This is a genomic window from Streptomyces sp. 4F14 (assembly GCF_048159485.1).
Taxonomy (GTDB): domain Bacteria; phylum Actinomycetota; class Actinomycetes; order Streptomycetales; family Streptomycetaceae; genus Streptomyces.
The window spans coordinates 177,606-199,405 of sequence record NZ_JBLRVY010000001.1 but is presented as its reverse complement, the minus strand read 5'-3'; the positions used below and the strand labels follow the sequence as shown (position 1 = coordinate 199,405).

The window sequence follows — 21,800 nt, the reverse complement described above, 5'->3', positions numbered from 1 at the left end:
GCGCGAACCGTCGGCGTCTCTACTCGGTTGGGTGGTGACGGCGCGCACCGGCCGCGACGACCCTGGGACCCACGGCTGACGGATGGGGGACGCGCTGCGCGCATCGGCCGCCGTCGGGTCCGCGGGCGATCGGGCGTGGGCGGCGCCGGGTGCGACGGCGCCGCCCGCCCGACGCGCGCGAGGGCCGGTTCCCGCCCGCGGCCGCAGCAGTGACGCCCGCACACGACAAGGGGAGATCGCGCCAGTGAGCAGCCACGAGATCCAGGCGGCCGAGACGGATGTCGCGATCATCGGGATGGCCGGGCGGTTCCCCGGCGCCGACGACCTGGACTCCTTCTGGCGCCTGCTGAGAGAGGGCCGCGAGGGGATCACCCGCTTCGGCCGCGAGGAGCTGGCGGCGGCCGGGGTTCCGGCGCGGCTGCTGGACGACCCCACCTATGTCCCGGCGCACGGCGTCATCCCGGACGTCGACCTCTTCGACACGGGCTACTTCGAGTTCACCCCGGCCGAGGCCGCGATCACCGACCCCCAGCACCGCGTCCTGCTGACGGCGGGCCACGCCGCGCTGGAGCACGCCGGCTACGACCCGGCCCGCTACGACGGCCTGATCAGCGTGTACGTCGGCGCCGCCGTCAACACCTACCTGCAACAGCAGGTGCTGCCCAACGTCGACCAGACCACGACCTCGAACCACTTCGCGGTGATGGTCGGCAACGACAAGGACTACCTGGCCACCCGCCTGTCGTACAAGCTCGACCTCAAGGGCCCCAGCTACGCCGTCCAGACGGCCTGTTCGACCTCGCTGGTCGCCGTCCACCTCGCCTGCCAGGGCCTGGTGAACGGCGAGTGCGACATCGCGCTGGCGGGCGGGGTGACCGTCAAAGTCCCCCAGGAGAAGGGGTACTTGTACGAGGAGGGGGCGATCCTCTCCGAGGACGGGCACGTGCGGACGTTCGACGCGGACGCGAGCGGCACCGTCCTCGGCAACGGCGTCGGGGTCGTCGTCCTGAAGCCGCTGCGGGACGCGCTCGCCGACCGGGACACCGTGTACGCGGTCATCAAGGGCACGGCGACGAACAACGACGGTTCGGGCAAGGTGAGTTTCGCGGCGCCGGGCGCGGCCGGCCAGGCCGCGGTGATCCGCGAGGCGCACTCCGTGTCCGGCGTGGACCCCCGCTCGATCGGGTACGTCGAGGCGCACGGGACCGCGACAAGGCTCGGTGACCCGGTCGAAGTCTCCGCGCTGACCAGGGCGTTCAGGGACACGACCGCCGACACGGGGTTCTGCGCGATCGGTTCGGTGAAGTCGAACCTCGGGCACCTGGACGCGGCGGCCGGGGTCGCGGGGCTCATCAAGACGGCGCTGATGCTGAAGCACCGCACGCTCGTCCCGACCGTCAACTACACGACCCCGAACCCGGCGATCGACTTCGCGGCGGGACCGTTCAAGGTGTCCACGGACACGGTGCCGTGGACGGGGGACGGCCCGCTGCGGGCGGGGATCAGCTCCTTCGGCATCGGCGGGACGAACGCGCACGCGGTCCTGGAGGAGGCTCCGGGGCTCCCGGTGACGGGGGAATCCCGGTCTTCGCAGGTGCTGGTGGTGTCGGCGCGGACGCCGAGCGCGCTGGCGACGGCGGCGGGGAACCTCGCGGACCATCTGGACGGTGACGACTCGGCGCCGCTGGCCGATGTGGCGTACACGCTGGCCGTGGGCCGTCGCGCGCACGAGTACCGGCTCGCGGTAACCGGGGGCGACCGGGCGTCCTCGGCGCGGGCGCTGCGTGAGGCGGCCATGCCGGAGCGGGCCGGGGCCGGCGAGGTGTCGTTCGTGTTCGCGGAGGAGGTTCCGGGCGCGGGCGAACTGGCGCAGGAGTGGCGGGCGTTGGAGCCCGCGTTCGCCGGGCACTATGACGCGGCGCGGGAGGCGGGGGCGTCGGAGGCGTTCGCCCTGCAGTACGCGTTGGGGATGGTGTGGCGGGGGTGGGGGATCACGCCGGTCGCGGTGCACGGGGACGGGGCGGCCGGGCGCGTCGCGGCTTGTGTCGCCGGGGAGTTGACACTCGGTGAGGGGGCGGGTCACTCAGGCCGTGAAACGGCGCGTCGGACCCGCATTCCCGTCCGGGGCGCGCTCGACGAGGTCCGCGGGATCGCCCTCGGCGTGAGCGACGGCCCCTGGGACGGCGTAGCCCGCGCCTGGCAGGCCGGTGCCGCCGTCGACTGGACGGCCTGGTTCGCCGACGAGGAGCGGGGCCGGGTCCCGCTGCCGACCTACCCCTTCGAGGGCCGCCGCTGCTGGCTCGACACGCCCCCCGCGCCCACCCCGGAGCCGTCCGCGACCGGCCCGCACCCGATGCTGGACGAGAACGTCTCCACCCTCGACACCCTCGCCTACCGCAGCTCCCGCACGGGCACCGAGTTCTACCTCGCCGACCACCGGGTGAACGGCACCCCGGTCATGCCGGCCGCCGCCCAGGCCGAGTTGATCCGCGCGGCAGGCGAACTCGCCCTGGACGGACCCGTCTTGCTGCGCGGCATCTCCTTCGAACGGCTCCTGACGTACGCCGACGGCCCGCGTACGGCCCTGGTGCGACTGTGGCACGAAAACGACACCGTCGGCTTCGAACTCGCCGACGGCGACGAGGTGGTGGCGTCCGGCTCACTCGACACGGCACCGCTCGACCCGCCCGCCCCGGTGGACCTGACCCCGGTCGCGGACCGCTGCACCGAGGTGGTCGGGCACTCCGATGCGTACGACGTGCTGCGCGGCCTCGGTCTCGACTACGGCGCGCGGATGCGGGCGCTCGGCGAGGTGCGGCTCGGGGACGGGGAGGCGCTCGGCGTTCTGGACCTGCCCGAGGGGGCCGCGCTCGACGGGGTGACGCTCAACCCGGCGCTGATCGACGGGGCGTTGCACGCGCTGGTCGTGCTGCTGGCGCGGACGTACGGCGAGGCCGCCGGGGGGTTCCTGCCGCTGGCGTTGGGCGAACTCGTGGTGCACGCGCCGGTCACCGAGGGGTGCCGGGTCCATGTGACGGTCGGGGAGGTGGGCGAGCGGACCGCGCGGGCGCAGCTGACGCTGGTGGACGGGCACGGTCGGGTGCTGGCGCGGTTGAACGATCTCGCCGTGCGGGTGCTGGGCGAGGCGCGGGAGTCGGCGCTGCTGGTCCGGCGGTGGGTCGAAGCGCCCTTGTCCGGTACGGGAGTTGAGCTGGGCGGCACCGCGCGTGTGATCGCCTCTCCGGAGTGGGCCTCGGTGGTGGCGGGGCTCGGGTTCGACATCGTCACCGAGGGGGTTCCGGACGTCGTCGTGGTTCATGAGCCCACGCCCGAGGAGGCGTTGCGGGTCGTCCGGGAGCTGCTCGCCGCCCGGCCCTCCAGCCCTGTCCGGGTGCTGCTGGTGCACCGGGACGACCCCGCGCTCGGCGCGTTCGCCCGGACGGTCCGCGCGGAGAATCCGCTGCTCGCGGTCCAGGCCGTCGGGCTCGGGGAAGGGGTGGCCGAGGCCGAGGCGCTGGCTGTCGAACTCGCCGGGCACGGGAGGGACTTGGAGGTCTCGTACACCGCGCGGGGACGCCGGGTGCGGGCGGTCTTCGAGGTGGCGCCCGCCGAGGGCCGGCCGGTCGTCGTGCGCGACGGCGGCACGTATCTGGTCACCGGGGGCGCGGGCGGGCTGGGTCGGATCGTCGCCGAGTGGCTGCTCGCACGGGCGGATGTCCGGGTGGTGGCGGTGGGGCGGGGTGAGCGGGACGCCGGGCTGGACGGCAGGGTGGTGTACCGCCGGGCCGATGTCACCGACCGGGCTCAACTCGCCGCCGTGCACACCGAGTTCGGGCCGTTCAACGGTGTCGTCCACGCCGCCGGCGTCCTGCGGGACGGCTTCGCGCTCACCAAGTCGGACGAGGACCTCGCCGCCGTCCTGGCACCCAAGGCGGCCGGCATCGAGGCGCTGGACGCGGTGACCGCCGATGACGCGCTGGACTTCTTCGTCGCGTTCTCCTCGATCGCCGCGCACATCGGCAACCCGGGGCAGAGCGACTACGCGTACGCCAACGCCAGGTTGGAGTGGTACGCCGAACGGCATCCTCATGTCACCGCCGTCGCCTGGCCGTTGTGGGCCGAGGGCGGGATGCGGCAGAGCGCCGAGGACGCGTCGGACGTGGCCGCGCGGACGGGGTTCGGAGTCCTCTCCACGGCCGACGGGCTCGCGCTGTTCGAGCGGGCGCTCGGTGTGCGGGGTGCGGTGGTCGCCGCGCACGGTGACGTCCGGCGGATCACGGCCGCGCTCACCGCGCTCGCGCCGGAGACGTCCCGGCCGGCCGCTGTGCCGGGTGACGCTCCCCGGGCTCGGGCTGTGGCCCTGTTGCGTGAACTCATCGCTGCCGAGACCGGGTTGGACGCGGCGGAACTGGTCGAGGAGGCGCCGTTCGAGCGGTACGGCATCGACTCGCTGATGATCGCGAAGCTGAACCGGGAGTTGGAGCGGCATTTCGCGCATCTGTCGAAGACGTTGTTCTTCGAGTACACGAATCTCGGGGAGCTGGCGGATTACTTCGCGGAGCGGCATGCGGGGGAGTTGGCAGAGAGCGGGACGGGAGAGGCCGACGCCGACGGTCGGGACACCTCACGAACAGCAACCTCCGCTGTGGCACGGACAGTTCGCCGTACGAACCCTGCCTCCAAACCCGCCGAGTCCTCCCCTCTCCACGACGCCATAGCCATCGTCGGCCTCGCGGGCCGCTACCCCTCCGCCGACGACCTCGACGAGTTCTGGGAGAACCTCTCCCAGGGCCGCGACAGCATCACGGAGATCCCGAACGACCGCTGGGACAGCACCCGTTGGTACGACCCCGACCCGGCAGCACCCGGCCTGGCGCACACCCGCTGGGGCGGATTCCTGCGCGACGTCGACCGGTTCGACCCGCTCTTCTTCGGCATCTCCCCCCGCCAGGCGGAGTTGATGGACCCCCAGGAGCGGCTGTTCCTGCTCAACTCCTGGCACCTCCTGGAGGACGCGGGCTACCGGCGCGCGGACCTGGCCGGGCGCCCGGTGGGTGTGTACGTCGGCGTGATGTACGGCGAGTACCAGTTCCACGGCGCGCTGGACGCCCTGCGCGGCGGGCGCCCGTTGACGGGTTCGTCGTTCGCGACGATCGCCAACCGGGTGAGCCACGCCCTGAACCTGTCCGGCCCGAGCATGGCACTGGACACGATGTGCTCCTCCTCCCTCACCGCGATCCACCTGGCGTGCGAGAGCCTGCGCAGGGGCGAGAGCGAACTCGCCATCGCCGGGGGCGTCAACGTCTCCGTGCACCCGTACAAGTTCGGCTTCCTCAGCCAGGGCCGTTTCCTCTCGGACGACGGCCGCTGCCGGGCCTTCGGCGCGGGCGGCACCGGCTATGTCCCCGGCGAGGGCGTCGGCGCGGTCCTGCTGAAGCCGTACCGCCAGGCGCTGGCCGACGGTGACCGCATCCAGGGCGTCATCCTGGGCAGCGCGATCAACCACGGTGCCCGGACGAACGGTTACAGCGTCCCGAACCCTCGCGCCCAGCAGCGGGTGATCACGGCGGCCCTGCACGAGGCCGGTGTCACCCCGGCCGACATCGGTTACGTCGAGGCACACGGCACCGGCACCAGCCTGGGCGACCCGATCGAGCTGACGGGCCTGACCAACGCCTATGGCACCGAGGGGAGTTGGCCGATCGGCTCGGCCAAGTCGAACATCGGGCACCTGGAGTCGGCGGCCGGGGTCGCCGGGCTGACGAAGGTGCTGCTCCAGTTCCGGCACCGCACGCTCGTCCCGTCCCTGCACGCCGAGGAGTTGAACCCCAACATCGACTTCGAGCGCTCCCCGTTCCACGTCCAGCGCGAACTGGCCCCCTGGACCGAGGGGAACGGGCCGCGCCGGGCGGGGCTCAGCTCCTTCGGCGCGGGCGGGGCGAACGCGCACCTGGTGCTGGAGGAGTCGTCGCGTCCCGACGCGGTGACCGAGGCTCCGGCGGGTGAACAGCGCGTCGGGGAACCGGTGTTGTTCCTCCTGTCCGCCCGTGACGAGGAGCGGTTGCGGGTCTACGCCGACCGGGCCGCCGACTTCGTCGCGACGGAGCGGGTACCGCTGGCCGACCTGTGCTTCACGAGTCAGGTGGGGCGTGAGGCGCTCGACGTGCGGTTCGCCGTGGCGGTCACCGAGGGTGCCGAACTCGTCGCCTCGCTCCGGGAGTTCGCGTCCGGCGGGCCGGTTCCGCCGGTTGCGGATGAGGACGCGCGCAGGTGGCTGCGGGGCGAGGACGTCGACTGGGCGGCTCTGCACGCCGACCGGCCCGGCCCCGTACCGCGCCGGGTGCGTGCGCCGCTGTACCCGTTCGCCGACGAGCCGTACTGGATCCCGCTGGACGCCGAGTTCGGGTCGGCCGCGCCGCACGCGCTGGTCGACGCCAACGAGTCGACCGTCACCGGGCTCCGGTTCCGCAAGACGCTGCGGGCCTCCGACGCGCTGCTGCGGGACCACGTCATCGAGGGGCGTCCGCTGCTCGCGGGCGCCGCGACCCTGGAGTTCGTACGCGCCGCCGCCGGGCTGGCCGAGCCCGGCGTCCGGCACGGGCTGCGGGACGTGGTGTGGGGGCGTGCCGTCGAACTCGGCCAGGGTGAACTGGAGTTGTCCGTCTCCTTCCGGCCGGAGGGTGAGCAGCTCGCGTTCGAGGTGCACAGCGAGGAGGGCACGCACGCGCGCGGCATCGCCGTGCCGACGCCCTCCGCCCCGACGCCCGCCTCCGCCGAGGATCTCACCGCGCTGCGGGGCCGCCTGCCCGTCGTACGGGACCGGTCCGGTGCCTACCGCGACTACGCCGACGCCGGGTTCGCCTACGGGCCCTCCTTCCAGGTCGTCGACGAGATCCGTGCCGGTGCCGGGGAGGCGCTGGTGCGGCTGGGGGACGGGCGGCCGTGGGCGCTGCTGGACGGGGCGCTCCGCGCCTGCCACTGGGCCGCGCCGTGGTCGGGCGAGCCGGCGGTGCCCTTCAGCCTGAGTTCTCTGGACGCCTTCGCCGAACTGCCCGCCGGTTCGTCGGCTCACGCCCGGCTCGTGGGCGAGTCGGCGGGCGTGCGGCGCTTCGATGTGACGGTGTACGACGCGCAGGGCCAAGTCGTCACGGCCGTACGGGACTTCGCCGGACGGACGACGGCGCCGGGGACCTCCGGTGAGCCCCGTCTCTACGAGCCGTACTGGCGCCCCACGCGCGAACCCGTGCTCGGCGACGCCGCTCCGGCTCTGATGGTGCTCGGCAACCACCCCGCGCTGGTGGTGGAGTTGGCCGCCACCGGGGTGTGGGAGCGGGTCGTCTCCGGGGGCGAGTTGTCTTCGCTGGCCTCCGGCAGCGGACTTGATGTCGTCGTCGTGAGCGAGCCGGACGACTCCCTCTCCCCCGCCGAACTCCTCGACCGGCTCTGTGCTCCCGTGCTGGACGTGCTGGACGGTGTGCGAACGGGCGTGCTGCCGGGGCGGGTTCGGTGTGTGGTCGTGCATCGGGAGGGGCGGCCGGAGGGGGCGGCGTTCGCCGGGTTCGCGCTGTCCACGGCACCGGTCGCGCCTCGGCTGGAGCTGCTGACGCTGGAGCTGGCGGCCGGTGCTCCGGCGGGCGAGGTCGCGCGGGCCGTGGCGGTCGAGCTGCGGGCGGTGCCTCGGGTCGCCGGCCTTGAGGTGCGGCGTACTGCCGCCGGGGAACGGGAAGTTCGGGCTCTTCGGGTGGCGGCCGGAGCGGGTGGCACCGAGGCTTCCGTGCGGGACTCCGCAGCGGGTGGCGCCGGGTTTTCCGTGCGGGACGGCGGGGTGTACGTCGTCACGGGTGGCGGCGGGGCCATCGGGCGGGTGCTGGTCGAGCATCTGGCGTCCGCCTACGCGGCGAGGCTGGTGCTGATCAGCCGGTCCGAGCCGGACGCGCGGGCGCGGGCCTGGCATGCGTCCCTCGGTACCGAGGTGCTCGCGCTGCGGGCCGATGTCGCCGACGCGGCCGAGCTGGAGGCCGCGTTGGGGGTCGCGCGGGAGCGGTTCGGGGCGGTGCACGGGGTGTTCCATCTGGCCGGGATCGCCGATGGGGGGCGGGCCGACGGGGACCGGGAGCGGTTCGCCCGGGTGCTGGCCGCGAAGACGCACGGGGTGGTGCATCTGGACCGGCTGACGCGCGGGGACGACCTCGACCTGTTCGTCGTGTTCTCGTCCGTGTCCTCGCTCGTGGGGGACTTCGGGGCGGTGAGCTACGCGACCGCCAACCGGTTCGCGGACGTGTACACCGCGCGGCGGGGCGGGGTTTCGCTGGCCTGGCCGTTGTGGGCGGTCGGCGGGGTGGACGGGATGGTCGGGGAGGAGGAGTTGGCGGCGTACACGCGGCGCAGCGGGATGCGGGCGCTGGACGCGGCGCAGGGGGTCGAGTTGTTCGAGCGTTCGCTCGCGGCGGGAGTGCCCTGGGTGGTGCCGGCCTGGGGGGAACCGGGGGTTCTGGACGGGGCGTTGACCGGGAGGACGGTCTCAGCGGCTTCGGTGCTGGCGGCCGCCTCGTCAACTCCTGTTCCCGCACCGGCACTTGAGGCCGACCTGTCGGTCCCTGTCACCCGCACCGCTCACCGTGACCGTCTCATCGAGCACCTGCGCGGAGTCCTCGCGGGCGTCCTCAAGCTGTCCGCCGGGCGGCTCGACAGCCGCGTACCCCTGGACGACTACGGCCTCGACTCGGTCCTGGTCATGGAGTCCAACTCCCTTCTGGGCAAGGACTTCCCGGGCCTGCGCGGGACGGTGTTCTTCGAGTGCCGGACGGTCGACGACCTGGCGGATCACATCCTCGCGGAGCACGCGGACGCGGTGAACCGGCTCTTCCCCGAGGAGCCCCGGGCCCTGGTCGAGCACCAGCGACCCTCGATCGCCCCCGCACCTGCGCCTGTTCGCCCCTGCGCCGACAAGAACGACAACGACCCGATCGCCGTCATCGGCATCAGCGGCCGCTACCCCGGCGCCGACACCCTCGACGACTTCTGGCGCAACCTCTCCGAGGGCCGCGACTGCGTCACCGAGGTCCCCGCCGACCGCTGGGACGCCGCCGCGTTGATGAACTCCGGTCGGAGCAGCAGCCGTTGGGGCGGTTTCCTCTCCGACGTCGACTCCTTCGACTCCCTGTTCTTCCAGATCTCCCCCAAGCAGGCCCGCACGATGGACCCACAGGAGCGGCTGTTCCTCCAGACGGCCTGGTCGGCACTGGAGGACGCGGGCTATCCGCCGTCCCGGATCCCGGCGCCGCGCTTCGGCGGGCAGGGGCACGACGTCGGCGTCTTCGTCGGCGTGATGTGGGACGACTACGCGATCCTCGGGGCGACGGAGTCGGCGCGCGGCAACCCCCAGGTGGTGCTGGCGAACCGCTCGTCGATAGCCAACCAGGTGTCGTACTTCGGTGACTTCAGAGGCCCGAGCCTGGTCGTCGACACGGCGTGCTCCGCGTCGCTCGTGGCCGTGCACCAGGCGTGCGAGAGCATCCGGCGGGGCGAGTGCTCGTACGCCGTCGCGGGCGGCGTGAACGTGGCCGTGCACCCGGACAAGTACGTGCATCTGAGCGCCAGGTCGATGCTGTCTGACGACGGCCGCTGCCGGGCCTTCGGAGCGGGCGGCACCGGGTACGTGCCCGGCGAGGGGGTCGGCGCGGTGCTGCTGAAGCGGCTGTCGGAGGCGGTGCGCGACGGGGACACCGTGCACGCGGTGATCCGCGCGACCGGCGTCAACCACGGTGGCCGGACCAGTGGTTACACCGTGCCCAACCCGCAGGCCCAACAGGCGCTGGTGGAGCAGGTGCTGGACGCGGCCGGCGTCGACGCCCGCACGGTCGGCTGTATCGAGGCGCACGGCACCGGGACCGCGCTGGGCGACCCGATCGAACACACCGCGCTGGCCCAGGCGTTCGGGAAGCACACCGCCGACACCGGGTTCTGCGCGATCGGTTCGGTGAAGTCCAACATCGGTCACCTGGAGGGCGCGGCGGGCATCGCCGGACTCACCAAGGCCGTTCTCCAGTTGCGGCGCGGTGCGCTGCTGCCGTCGCTGCACGCCGAGGAGGCGAACCCGGTCATCGACTTCACGCGTTCGCCGTTCACCGTGCAGCGTGAACTGGCCGAGTGGACGCGGGAGTCCGACGCCGAGGGGCGGGCCGTGCCGCGTCGGGCGGCCGTGAGTTCCTTCGGGGCGGGTGGGACCAACGCGCATGTGGTGCTGGAGGAGTACGTACAGCCCGTCGGCGTCGAGGCCGACTCCGCGCGCGAGTTGATCGTGCTCTCGGCCCGCGACGAGGAGCGACTGCGCCTGTACGCGGCCGAGTTGGGCCGGGCCGTCGCCGACGCGTCCCGGCTCGCGGATGTCGCCCACACCTTGCGGGTGGGCCGTGAACCCCTCGTCGAGCGGCTGGCGTTCGTCGCGACCGGTCTCGCGGACGCGGCCGAGAAGCTGGCAGCCGTCGGACGCGGCGAGGGCGGGCAGTGGCTGCACCGGGGGCGCGTCGAGCAACACCCGCCGCTGGCCGACCTGTTGACGGCGGGCGTGGGCGCGGAGGAGTTCCTGTCCGCGCAGATCCGGGCCGGGGCCGACGACCTCCTGGGCCGGATGTGGGTGTCCGGGGTCACCGTGGACTGGGATCTGCTGGAGCGGCTGCGGCCTGCCGGACGGCGCCGGGTGCCGCTGCCGACGTATCCGTTCGAGCGGGTGCGGCACTGGCTGGACACGGGCGCGGTCGCGATCACACCGACGGCCGAGAGCAAGCCTGCAAGCACGCCCGCGCCAGTCACCCCCCTGCCCCGCACCTGGCACCACCGCCTCACCCCCGACACCCCCGCCCTGCGCGACCACCTGGTCGACGGCCGCCCCATCCTCCCCGGCGTCGGCCACCTGGACCTCGTCGCCGAGGCCGGCGGCGGCCTCACCGGACGTGCCTTCGCCGACGTCCGCTGGGCCGTCCCGCTCACCGCCGAGGACGTGACGATCACCTTCGACGCCGACCGCTACGACGTCCTCGGCGCCGACGCCACCGTCCGCTCCACCGGCCGCCTCACCGAGGCCGCCCCACAACCCGCCCCCCTCGACCTCGACGCCCTCCGCGCCCACCTCACAGACACCCCCGGCGCCTTCTACGAAACCCTCGCCCAACAGGGCCTCCCCTACGGCCCGTTCTTCCGCCGCGTCCAGCAGGTGTGGACCGGCACCGACGAGGCCCTCGGCCGGATCAGCGCCGTCCCCGGCGGCCCGGCGCACGCCCTGCACCCCGGTGTCCTGGACGCGGCCCTGCACACGTACGCCGCACTCCTGGTCCGGCGTTCCCGCCCGATGCTGCCGTTCGCGGCGGACCGCGTCGACGTGTTCGGGCCGGTGCCGGACAGCGGCTGGTCGTACGTCCGGGAGACCGGCCCCGACCGCTGCGAGGTGCTGCTCTGCGACGACTCGGGAGAGGTGCGGGTACGGTTCCAGGGGCTGACGTACCGGGAGTCGAAGCCGTCCGCCGTGGTCGTGCACCGTCCGGTGTGGACGCCGCAACCTGCCCAGGGACGTGCGGAGTTCGGGCGCAGCGTGCTCTATGTGGGCGAGCCCGTCGCCGAGTTGCACCCGGGTGCGGACGTCCGCCGCGTCTCGGCCGACTTCGCGGACGCCGAGATCGGCACCCCCGACCTCGTCTACTTCTTCGGCACAGCACCGGCTCAGGACCCCGTGAACCGGGCAGACGCAAGGGAGTTGGCCGACGGCGGCCCGGTCGCCCTGTACCGGCTGGTGCGGGCCCTCGACCGGTCCGGGGCGCTGGAGCGCGGGGTGCGGCTGAAGGTCGTCACCAGCGATGTCCATCCGCTGGAGGACGGCGACGCGTCGTCCCCGTGGGCGGCCGGGCTGTTCGGGATCGCGGCCGTCGCGGCGAAGGAGTTCCCGGCGCTGCACGTCTCGCTGATCGACGTCCGCGCCGACGAGGCCGGGCAGCTCGCCGAGGCGATCGTCGCCGAGCCCTTCCCTGCGAAGCCCGTGCCGGTGTCGATCAGGGGTGGCGTACGCCGGGTGCGATCCCTGGAGAGGGTCGAACTGCCCTCCAGTTCAACCCGGTTGCGCCACGGCGGCGTCTACCTGGTCGTCGGCGGCTTCGGTGCGGTCGGCCGGGACACCTGCCGGCACCTCGCCCGGACGTACGGCGCGAAGCTGGTCGTCGTCGGGCGCTCGCCCCTCGACGAGGACCGGCGCCGGACGGTGGCCGAGCTGGAGAAGGCGGGCGCCGAGGTGCGGTACCTCGCGCTGGACGCCACCGATCCAGCAGCGCTCGCCGACGCCGTCGATCTCGCCGTCCGTGAATTCGGCGCCCTGCACGGGGTGTTCAACGCGGCGATGGTCCTCGTCAACCGGGTCCTGCGGGACCTCACCGAGGACGAGGTGCGGGCCGCGCTGGAGGTGAAGACCGGTACGGCCTGGGCGTTGCTGCACGCGGTGCGTGAACTGCCTCTGGACTTCGCCCTGTTCTACTCCTCGGGCGTGACCTTCGAGGGCAACCACGGCCAGGCCGGGTACGCGGCGGGCTGCGCCTTCGCCGACGCGTACGCGGCCCATGCCGCCCGCACCCTGCCGTTCCCGGTGCGGGTGCTCAACCTCGGCTACTGGCACGCCGGCGGGGACGCGGAACGGGCGCGGATCCTGGGCCGTTTCGAGGCCGCCGGCATCCGGCCGCTGAGCGCCGAGCGGGGTATGACGGTCGTCGAGCGGACGCTCGGGGCCGGGCTGCCGCAGGTGTTCGCGCTGGACGCCGACCGGCCGATCCTCGACAACCTCGGGATCGACGCCGACCGCACCCTGAAGGTCGTCGCGGGCGCCATGCCGGGCACGCTGCCCGAGGTGCGTCTCCCGGCCGGACCGGACCCCGAACTCGCCGCGCACCAACGGGCGGTGGCCGAGGTGGAGGTGCTCGCGGAACGGCTGCTGGCGGCGGTCCTGCGCCGGGCGGGGCTGACGGACGTGAGTCAAGTGGTGCCTGAGCACCGAGAGTTGTTCGAGGTGCAGCTCGGCATCGTCAAGACGGCCGGAGACGCTGACGAGGCCGAACTCATCGCCGACCTCGCCACGTTGTCGACCAGCCACCCTTCCCTCGCCCCGGTCGTCTCCCTCCTCACCGACTGTCTCACCGCCCTCCCCGACATCCTCACGGGCCGGCGTCCGGCGATGGAGGTCCTCTTCCCCGACGGTTCCACCGAGCGCGTGGCCGCCGTCTACCGGGGTGACCCGGTAACCGACCGCTGCAACGCCGAGGTCGCGCGGATCGTCGTCGAGCAGGTACGGGCGGCCGATCCGGGCCGGGGTCCCGTGCGGATCCTGGAGGTCGGCGCGGGGACGGGCGGCACGACGGCCGCCGTACTCGCCGCGCTGGCGCCGTACGGGGACGCGGTCGAGTACGTGTTCACCGACGTGTCCCCGGCGTTCGTCCGCAAGGCCGGGAACCGGTTCGGGGAGCGGTATCCGTTCGTGCGGTTCGAGGTGCTCGACATCGAGGCCGGGGCGGCGTCCGGGGAGTACGACGTCGTGTTCGGGACGAACGTGCTGCACGCGACGCGGCGGTTGTCCCGGACTCTCGCGCGGGCGAAGGAGTTGCTGCGGCGGGGCGGGGTGCTGCTGGCGGTCGAGGGGACGCGGCCCAGGAGCCAGCTCGCGCTGATCTTCGGGCTGACCACGGGGTGGTGGCTCTTCGACGATCCCGAACAGCGCATGCCGGGTTCGCCGTTGGCGAGCGAGCGGCAGTGGCGGGACGCGCTCGCGGCCTGCGGGTTCACGGGGATCAGCGTGGGGGCGCCGGGGAGTGAGGCGGGTCCGGCGTTCCAGAGCGTGATCGCGGCGGTGAGCGACGGGGTCATCGCCCGTACGACCCGTACGCCCGCAGCCACCGGCCCTGCGCCGATCGTCAGCACCCCCGCCCAGGCAACTGCCCCGCTCCCGGCCTCGACCGACTCCCTCCAGCAGGTCACCGACGTGTTCGCGAGGGTCCTGGAGATGGCCCCCGAGCAACTCGACCCCGACCTCACCTTCGAGAACTACGGCGTGGACTCCCTGGTCGTCCTCGAACTCACGCGGGCGCTGGAGGCGGTGTACGGCCCCCAGTCGGCGACTCTCCTGTTCGAACGCATCACGATCCGTCAACTGGCCGACCACTTCCGGGCGAGCACAACCCCCGCGCCAGCAGCCCCCGTTCAAGCCTCAGCGCCCCACACCGTGCCGGAGCCGCTCCCCGACGAAGACGAAGCCGAGCGTCTCGTCGCCGGCATGTCCGACGAAGCCGTCGAAGAACTGCTGGCGGAACTCCTCTCCCAGCAGGCGAACCCCGAAGGGGGCGACCGTTGACCGCCGAACCGTTCACCTGTGTCGTCATCGGCGAGGAAGCCCTCCTGGTCGAGTGCACCCGCCTCCTGCTGTCCCGGGGCCACACGGTCGCCGCCGTGGTCTCCCCCACCCCCGACCTGCTGGCGTGGGCAAAGAGCGAGAACCTCCCCGCCGTCCCCTTCGGCAAGGATCTGGCCGACCGCCTCCAACTCCTCACCTTCGACTACCTGTTCAGCATCGCGAACCTCCGCATGCTCCCGGACGAGGTGCTGAGCCTCCCCGCGAAGCTCCCGGTCAACTTCCACGACGGCCCTCTCCCGAAGCACGCCGGCCTCTACGCGACCAGCTGGGCGATCCTGGACGGCGAGCGCGAACACGGCGTCGCCTGGCACGTGATGAACCGCGAGGCCGACACGGGCGACCTGCTCAAACAGCGCGCGGTCCCGGTCCCCCCGACGGCCACCGTGCACGACCTGGACGTCGCCTGCTTCGACGCCGGCGTCGAGTCCTTCGCCGACCTGATCGACGAGCTGGCGTCGGACACGGCCGTCCGCACCCCGCAGGACATGACCCGGCGCACGTACCACGGCCGGTACGACGGTCCGCCGCGCGGCGGCGTCTTCGACTGGCACGCGGACGCGGCCGAACTCGACGCCCTGGTCCGCTCGACGGCGTTCGGCAGGCGCCGCAACGACTTCGGCACAGCTCTCCTGGCGACCGGCGACAGCCTGGTGGCCGTCCGGGCGGTCGAGGTCACCGACGTGCCGTCGACAGCCGCCCCCGGCACGATCGTCACCGTCGCCCCGGACGCCCTCACGGTCGCGACCGGCGACAAGGACGTCCGCCTCACGGACCTGGCCTCCCTCACCGGCGAGCAGCTCGAACCCCCGGCACTGGCCCGGCAGTTGGACGGCCGTTTCCCGCGCCTCCCGGAGGAGGAGGTCGCCGCACTGGAGACGGCGTCCAGGGCAGGACACCGACGCGAGGCCCGCTGGCTGCGCACACTCAACTCGCTGGAGCCCGTACTCCCGCCCAGACTGGGCCAGTTGGCCCCAACAGCCGGCCCACAAGCCCCGGTCCCCCTGCCCGCGCAGTTCCGCACGCCTCCCGAACAGACCGCGCTGGCCGCCGTGTTGGCGTTCCTGTCCCGCCTCGCGCGCGGAGACGAGCGCGCCGTGGCGATCACCGTGCCCCAGCCCGCTGCGGCGGCCCGCGTCCTGGCCTGCGAACTCCCCTTGTCCGTACCGGAGGACGCCCTCACCCACACCCTCGCGGACCTCGCCACCCTGGTCGGCGCCGAACTCGACCGCCTCCGCACGGAATCCCCGTACCGCCGCGACCTCCCCCTCCGCCACCCGGGCCTCGCCCACACGGCTCTCCCCGTCGCCGTCCTCCTCGATGAGCACACGCCTGCGGACGGCCGCTCCCTGACCGTCCGCATCACCCCCACCGGAACCGTCCGCTTCGAGGCACATGCCGAGGCCGCCTGGCTCACCGACCGCTACGCCCTGTTCCTCGACGGCATAGCGGCCGACCCCCAACGTCCCCTGGCCTGCGTCCCGTTGCTGACCCACGAGGAACACCAGCTGGTCCACGGCAAGTGGAACGACACCGACGAGGAGTACCCCCGCCGCGCCACGGTCACCTCCCTCATCGGCAACCTCGCGGACGCCTCCCCGGACGCCGTGGCCGTCCGCTTCGAGGGCCGCGAGCTGACGTACGGCGAACTCGACGAGGCGACCGGCAGGCTGGCCCACCACCTCACCGAACTCGGCGCCGGACCGGGCCGTTTGGTGGGTGTCTTCCTGGAGCGTTCTCCGGAGCTGTTGATCAGCCTGCTGGCGGTCCTGCGTTCGGGGGCCGCGTACGTCCCCATCGACCCGATCTATCCGCCCGCCCGTATCGGCCACATGCTGAAGGACTCCGACGCTCAACTGGTCCTGACGGACGCCGCGTTGGGCGGGGCGCTCACGGACTTCCCGGTCACCCCGGTCCTGGTGACGGAAGCCTTGGCCCAGGCACCGGCGGTCCACGTCGACCGCTCCGCGCCGGACTCCCCCGCCTACGTCATCTACACCTCGGGTTCGACCGGTCTCCCCAAGGGCGTCCAGGTGGGCCACCGCGCGCTGGTCAACTTCCTCTGGACGATGGCCCGCAGGCCCGGTTTCGGTGCCGGTGACTCGCTGCTCGCGGTCACCACCGTCTGCTTCGACATCGCCGGCCTTGAGCTGTACCTCCCGCTGGTGCGGGGCGGCACGGTGGAGATCCTGCCCGCCCCGGTCACCGCCGACGGGGTCGCCCTGCGCGAACGCGTCGAGCGTGCGGCCCCCACCGTCCTCCAGGCCACCCCCACCACCTGGCAGATGCTGCTGGCGGCGGGCTGGCAGGGTAACCCTGCGCTCAAGGCCCTGTGCGGTGGCGAGCCTCTTCCCGCAGAACTCGCTGAGAAACTCGCCCCGTTGGTCGCCGCCCTCTACAACATGTACGGCCCCACGGAGACCACCATCTGGTCGACCGCCGACCGCGTCGAACCCGGCGCCGAGGTCACCATCGGCCGCCCCATCGGCAACACCCGCGCCCACGTCCTGGACGAGCGCGGCGCCCCCGTGCCTCCCGGTGTCCCCGGTGAACTCCTGCTGTCCGGCGACGGGGTGGCCGACGGCTACCTGCACCGCCCGGAGCTGACCGCCGACCGTTTCGTCCCGGCCCCCGAGGGCGGCACCGGCCGCGCCTACCGCACCGGCGACCTGGTGCGCCATCTGCCGGACGGGCGCCTGGAGTACCTGGAGCGCATCGACGGCCTGGTCAAGCTGAACGGCTACCGCATAGAACTCGGCGAGGTGGAGTCGGCGCTGCGTCAACTCCCGGGCGTTCAGGCGGCGGTGGCGGTCGTGCGCGAGGACCGGCCGGGCGAGCGCAGGCTCACCGGGTATGTGACCGGCGTACCGGACGGGGCCGTGCTGCGTGCCGCGCTCGCCGAGCGGCTGCCCGCGTACATGGTGCCGTCGGCCGTCGTCGCGCTGCCGGGGCTGCCGCTCACGCCGAACGGCAAGGTCGACCGCAAGGCGCTGCCACAGCCCTCCGCCCTCCAAGGAACGCGAACTGCCCCCGCCCGCACCGACCTTGAGCGGCGTGTCGCCGAGATCTGGTGCGAGGTGCTGGGGCTCGAACGCGTCGGCGCCGAGGACAACTTCTTCGACGCGGGCGGGGATTCGCTGCGGCTGACGTCCGTGGTGGCGGCGCTGCGGGAGCGGCTCGGGCTCGGGGTGACCCGGCTCGACATGTTCGCGCATCCGACAGTGCGGGCGATGGCGGCCCACGTCTCCGACGGTGCGGCGGCGGGTCCGGCGCGGCCCCGGCGTACCCGGGACGTGTCGGCGCTGGCCGGGCGCCGGGACCGTACGCGGCGGCGCTCATGAACACCAATCCACTCGGTTCCACAGGGAGTTCCGTGTCCAGTTGCCAGGTCTGCTCGCTGAAGGCCGACCACCCGGGAATCACGCTCGACGGCCAGGGGGTGTGCAATCTGTGCAACCTGGACTTCGCCGAGGACCTGCTCGTCAACTACCGGTACACCAGTGAGGTGTTCGCCGAGTTCCAGCAAGCACCGGCGGCGGGCGGGGAGTTCGACTGCCTGTTCATGTACAGCGGCGGCAAGGACAGCACGTACATGCTGGACAAGTTCGTCAACGACTACGGCAAGCGGGTGCTGGCGTTCACGTTCGACGTGCCGTTCGAGAGTGTGCACGCGGCGCAGAACATCGCGCTGGCGCGGGAGAAGATCCCGGCCACGTTCGTGCTGGACGCGGACGACGACAACATCAAGCTGATGATGCGCGAGGTCTTCAACCGGCCCGTGCCGAAGGGGCCCGGCAAGTATCTCGACGAGAAGCTGCCGTGCGTCTCGTGCCGGACGTTCTTCGTGCTGCGGGCGATCCTGATGGCGTACGAGCGGAAGATCCCGTACATCGCGCTGTGCGCGGACCCGCAGCAGATTCTCACGATGGAGTCGAACGTCCGGGAGGTGGTGCGCGGGTTCTACAAGACGTTCGGGGAGCGGCTGACGGACACACTGTTCGCGGGCCGGCTTGAGGAGTTGCTGTTCGACGACGACGAGAACCTGCCGAAGATCGTGTTCCCGTTCATCGCGATGCGCCACGACTACGACCCGGACCGGATCGTGGACGAGCTGCGGGCGAAGGGGCTGTACGCGTCGTCGCCGATGGAGACGCACTGCACGCTGTTCCCGCTGCTCAACTACTACTCGTTCAGCAATTTCGACTGCATGTTCTACAAGCTGAACGCGGCGAGCCATGTCCGGTCGGTGAAGCGCAACGCCTCCTACGACCGCAACACGTTCAGCATCAAGTTCCCGCGCTCGCTGGACCTCGCCGACGTGGAGGCGCGGCTCGGCGGGGTCGTGAAGGAGATCGCGGCGGGCGAGGGGGACTCCGCCGAGCACGAGCGGACCCTGATCGACCTGTTCCAGCGGATGGACGCGGGCGAGGACGCCGCCCGGTTCGTCGCGCGCTCCTTCCTCGACATGCGTTCCGTCGCCGCCGACCTCGGCATCCGCCTCAGCTGAGACCCGCAGGAGAGCCATCACCATGACCGTTTCCGATTCCGACATCGCCATCATCGGGATGGCGTGCCGCTTTCCGGGTGCCGACTCCGTCGACCGGTTCTGGGAGGTCCTCAGCGAGGGCCGCGAGACCCTGACCCGGTACACGGACGAGGAGTTGACCGCCGCCGGGGTCCCGGCCGACCGCCTCGCGGACCCCCGGTACGTCAAGGCCGCGCAGACCGTTCCGGGTACGGACCTCTTCGACTCGGAGCTGTTCCGGTTCACGCACGACGAGGCCGAGATCCTCGACCCGCAGCACCGCGTGTTCCTGGAGTGCGCGCTGGAGGCGCTGGAGCGGTCCGGGTACGACCCGGCGCGCACCGACGCGCAGATCGGCGTGTACGCGGGCGCCGGCATGAACACCTACCTGCTGCACAACCTGGGCGAGCGCTACCGGGGCGCGTCCTCGGTGGACCGGTACCGGCTGATGCTCGCCAACGACAAGGACTTCCTGTCGACGCGGGTGTCGTACAAGCTCGACCTGACCGGCCCCAGCGTCAACATCTCGACCGCCTGCTCGACGTCCCTGGTGTCCGTGCACACGGCGTGCCTGGCGCTGCTCGGCGGGGAGTGCGACATGGCGCTCGTCGGCGCGGTGCACCTCAATCCGCCGGGTGAGGGCTACCAGTACCAGGAGGGCATGATCTTCTCGCCCGACGGGCACTGCCGGGCCTTCGACGCCCAGGCGCGGGGCACCGTCATCGGGAGCGGCGCCGGGGCCGTCGTACTGAAGCGGCTCAAGGAGGCGCTGGCCGACGGGGACTGGATCCACGCGGTGATCAAGGGGTCGGCGGTCAACAACGACGGTTCCGCGAAGACCGGTTACACCGCGCCGAGTGTCTCGGGTCAGGCGGCGGTCATCGCGGACGCGCACGAGGTCGCGGACGTGGAGCCGGACACGATCGGGTACGTCGAGGCGCACGGTACGGGGACCCCGCTGGGCGATCCGATCGAGGTCGCGGCGCTGACCGAGGCGTTCCGGCACGGCACCGAGCGGTCCGGGTACTGCGCGCTGGGGTCGGTGAAGACGAACGTGGGCCACCTCGACACGGCGGCCGGGATGGCGGGGCTGATCAAGACGGCGCTGATGCTGGAGCACCGGACGCTGGTCCCGAGCCTGCACTTCACCGCGCCGAACCCGGACATCGACTTCGCGTCGAGCCCGTTCTTCGTCAACACGGCGAAGACGGAGTGGGAGTCCGGCGAAGGGCCGCGCCGGGCCGGTGTCAGCTCCTTCGGCATCGGCGGGACGAACGCGCACGTCATCCTCCAGGAGGGCCCCTCCCGTCCCGATTCCTCGTCCGACGACCGCCCTGAACTGCTGGTTCTCTCGGCCCGCTCCGAGGAGGCGTTGAAGCAGGCGCAGGCGGCGCTGGCGCGGCACCTGCGGACGCGGCGCGATCTCGACCTGAGTGCCGTGGCACAGACGCTGGGCCTCGGGCGGCGGGCGCACGGGCACCGGCTGGCGCTGGTGGCGGACGGGACGCGGGGGGCCGCGATGGCGCTCGCGCTGGGGGACGGTGAGGGGATACGGCGGGGGGTTGCCGGGGAGGTGGCGCCGGTCCTGGTGCTGACGGGTGAGGCGTCCGGGGGCTCGGGGGCGGGGTGGGGCATGGGCGCCGCCTCGGGTCCCGACTCGGGTTCCGGCTCGGGCTCGGCGGCGGGCTCGGGGGCGGGCATTGCCTCCGGCTCCGGCTCCGGCTCCGGCTCCGGCTCCGGGCCAGCCTCGGCCTCGGGACCGCGTGAGCTGTACGCGGCCGTGCCCGCCTACCGGGACGCCGTCGACGCGTGTGCCGAGACCGTGGGGCAGGTCGGTGGGGGTGAGGCGCTGCTGAGCGGGGAGTACGCCGGGTTCGCCCATGCGTACGGGGTCGTGCGGGCGTTGGTGTCCTGGGGGGTCGCTCCGGGGGGCCTCGCCGGTACCGGCACCGGGCTCGCCGTGGCTGCGGCCGTGAGCGACGCGCTGGCGCTGCCGGACGCGATGGCGCTGGCCGTCGGGAGTGCGCCGCTGCGGGTCTCGGCACCGAGTCTGCCAGTGCTGTCGGCGACGACGGGGGCGCGGTTGACGCAGGATCCGGACGACTGGACGGGTGGTGGGCCGGTCGCGGACGGGGCGGGCTGGATCCGCGTCGCACCCGACGGTCTCACCGACCTCCTCACCCTCGCCGGTGAGTTGTGGGTACGAGGCGCCGAACTCGACTTCACCGCCCTCCACTCCGCCCGCGAGATCCGCCGAGTCCCGTTGCCCACGCACCGGTTCGAGCGCCGACGCCACTGGGTGGAGCCCGGCGCCCACACGAGCCGGCCCTCGGCCCCGGAGCGGGACCGCCTCCTGACCCGCTTCGACGCGGACGACCCCGACCACAACGTCGGCCTCGTCACGGACTTCGTCACGGACGAGGTCGGGAAGGTGCTGGGCGGACGCCACTTGGCCGCCCTCGACACCAACCTGTTCGACCTGGGCCTGGACTCCCTCGTACTGATCGAGGTCGTCGCGAAACTCGGCGAGGAACTCGACTTCGAGGTCCCGGCGACCGCGTTCGTCGAGTTCCCGACGATCCGGTCCTTCGTCGACAACCTGGCGGAACTGATGGGCCTGACGCAGAGCGCCGGCACGGCACCGGCCGCCGCAGGACGGACCTCGCGCCGGGCCCAGCGGGCGGAGGCGCGGCGGGCCGGCCAGGGCTGACGGGCCCGGCGAACGCCTGAGGGGCGGGAATCCCAGCCCGGGACTCCCGCCCTTTCCCCGATCTCCCCGATCTCCCCGATCTCTCCGATCTCTCCGATCTCCCCGACCTCTCCAATCTCCCCGACCTCTCC

Annotated in this window: 4 protein-coding genes; all 4 read left to right on the top strand. The window is 72.7% G+C overall.

The features are described from left to right. Positions 1-244: 244 nt before the first annotated feature. From ACLZOT_RS00685 to ACLZOT_RS00670, 4 genes are read left to right on the top strand one after another with little or no spacing between them, the layout of a single operon-like run. Positions 245-14,377, top strand: coding sequence for an SDR family NAD(P)-dependent oxidoreductase (locus ACLZOT_RS00685; protein WP_416966651.1), 14,133 nt, complete (start codon positions 245-247; stop codon positions 14,375-14,377). Further along, positions 14,374-17,775 (top strand): amino acid adenylation domain-containing protein, encoded by a 3,402-nt coding sequence (locus ACLZOT_RS00680; RefSeq protein ID WP_416966650.1) that lies wholly within the window; start codon positions 14,374-14,376, stop codon positions 17,773-17,775. Before ACLZOT_RS00685 ends, ACLZOT_RS00680 begins: the two co-directional genes overlap by 4 nt. Before the next feature lie 32 nt (positions 17,776-17,807). Beyond that, entirely contained in the window at positions 17,808-18,941 is a 1,134-nt protein-coding gene (locus ACLZOT_RS00675; RefSeq protein WP_416966649.1) for an OzmP, read from the top strand. A 22-nt stretch (positions 18,942-18,963) separates the two neighbouring features. After that, entirely contained in the window at positions 18,964-21,669 is a 2,706-nt protein-coding gene (locus ACLZOT_RS00670) for a type I polyketide synthase (RefSeq protein WP_416966648.1), read from the top strand. Positions 21,670-21,800: the final 131 nt, after the last annotated feature.